At 61.1% G+C, this 2,016-nt stretch carries 3 protein-coding genes; all 3 read left to right on the forward strand.

Going from position 1 to position 2,016, the window contains the following annotated elements:
- The coding region (locus tag VEK15_22070; GenBank protein ID HXV63403.1) for an Sb-PDE family phosphodiesterase at positions 1-1,061 on the forward strand (1,061 nt) is incomplete at its 5' end.
- A 155-nt stretch (positions 1,062-1,216) separates the two neighbouring features.
- Positions 1,217-1,471 (forward strand): type II toxin-antitoxin system VapB family antitoxin, encoded by a 255-nt coding sequence (locus VEK15_22075; protein HXV63404.1) that lies wholly within the window; start codon positions 1,217-1,219, stop codon positions 1,469-1,471.
- Entirely contained in the window at positions 1,472-1,861 is a 390-nt protein-coding gene (locus VEK15_22080) for a type II toxin-antitoxin system VapC family toxin (protein ID HXV63405.1), read from the forward strand.
- Positions 1,862-2,016: the final 155 nt, after the last annotated feature.

Below are 2,016 nucleotides of genomic sequence, written 5' to 3' on the forward strand. Positions count from 1 at the left end.
GCGGCTCTCGCCGTATCACCTTTCCGAACGTTCCCGGCTATCTGACGCACAAGTGTGACCTGCATCAGCACTCGGTGTTTTCGGATGGCAGCGTGTGGCCGGACATACGAGTCGAGGAAGCGGTAAAGGACGGCCTCGACGCGGTTTCCCTCACCGAGCATCTCGAGTATCAGCCTCATCGGGAAGACATTCCCCACGAGGACCGCAATCGCTCCTATGAGCTCGCCCGCGAGCTCGCTCGAGACCACGACCTTCTCGTCATTCATGGCTCGGAGATCACCCGCGACATGCCTCCGGGGCATGCCAACGCCATCTTCATCCGGGACGCGAACACCATCCTTCGAGAAGATGCGATCGGTGCTTTCCGCGAAGCTCACTCCCAGGGGGCGTTCATCTTTTGGAACCACCCCGATTGGGTGGAACAGGCTCCCGATGGGATCGCGCGGCTCACCCCCATGCATCGGCAGCTCATTGAGGAGAGGCTCCTTCACGGGATCGAGGTCGTCAACGAGCAAACGATTTCCGAAGAGGCATTACAGATCGCTCTCGACGAGGGCCTGACCGTCCTGGGAACGTCCGACATCCATGGCCTCGTCGACTGGGAGTTCGACGTCCCGGGCGGCGGTCATCGCCCGATCACGTTGGTGTTCGCAAAGGAGCGCACCTCGGAGGGCATTCGCGAGGCTCTTTTTGCGGGACGCACGGTCGTCTGGTATCGAAACCAGCTGATCGGACTTCCCGAGTTCGTGGAGCCGCTCCTGCTCGCGTCGATTGTCGTCCGCGGCGCTCGCTATCTGGAGGATTCCAGGGTCGTCGAAGTGACGATTGAAAACCTATCCGATGCGTCATTCTCGTTGAAGAACCTGGGAGACGTCTCCTTTCAGCGCAGCACCGATATCGTCACCCTTGCACCTCACGAGGAAACGACACTTGGGGTCAAGGGAGCGTCTTTGGGAGAGCGTCTCGAGCTCCGGTTCGAAGTCGAGAACGCGCTCGTCGCCCCCCGCAGGCACCCGGAAATTCGGCTCGAGACCTGGTTCGACGCCGGGGCCCCGCGGTGATCGTGATGCGTCGGTGTTGGCGGGCGGTGGACAACGCCCTTCCAGCTTGCTGGGTGGAGCTAGGCTTCTCGCCCTAAGCCCTTACTTTCATTGCTGTAGCATTTCCCCTCTGCACTCGATGTTACTGTGTAGTAATATGTGTATACGTAAAGCCAATGGCCATCAACATTCGAAATCCGGAGACCGAGCGTCTGGCCGAGGAGCTAGCCAAGCTCACCGGCGAGTCCAAAACCGAGGCGGTGACCATCGCGCTGCGCGACCGGCTCACGCGTCTGCGCAGGGGCCGCGCGCAGCGGCGTCTAGCGGACGAGCTCGATGCCATTGCGCTGCATTGCGCTTCCCTACCCGTGGTCGATTCGCGCAGCGCCGAGGAGATCCTCGGCTATGACGAGCTCGGACTGCCGCGATAAGTGGTCATCGACACTTCCGCGCTGCTCGCCATTTTGAGGAACGAGCCAGAGCGCCGGTCGTTCAACGAAGCCATCGAGACCGCGGAGTCCAGAGCTTTGTCGGCGGTGAGCTTCGTCGAGACGTCGATCGTCATCGAGGCGCGTTTCGGTGGTGACGGAGTTCACGACCTCGACCATTTCCTTGGAATGGCTCAGATCGAAGTCGTGGCAGTGGACACCGAGCAGGCCCACGTGGCCCGGCGCGCGTTCAGCAGGTTTGGCAAGGGGAGACACCCCGCGGCCCTGAACTTTGGCGATTGTTTTTCCTACGCGCTCGCCAAAATTCGCGCCGAGCGTCTTTTGTGCAAGGGCGAGGATTTCACGAAGACAGATATCGAAACCCAGCCGTGAAGAAGGCGAGGATGAGCCCCGTCGCAGCCACGATCCCGCTCGAATGCCCAGCCAGCTCGCAAGACACTCATGTCGGCGGCGGGAGAGCAGTACCCCGATACGTTCGCGGGGAGAGCGGATCCAGCCCTCCTAACTCCGAATTCCCAGCATGATCT

It is taken from the genome of Vicinamibacteria bacterium (genome assembly GCA_035620555.1).
In the GTDB taxonomy this organism is placed as follows: domain Bacteria; phylum Acidobacteriota; class Vicinamibacteria; order Marinacidobacterales; family SMYC01; genus DASPGQ01.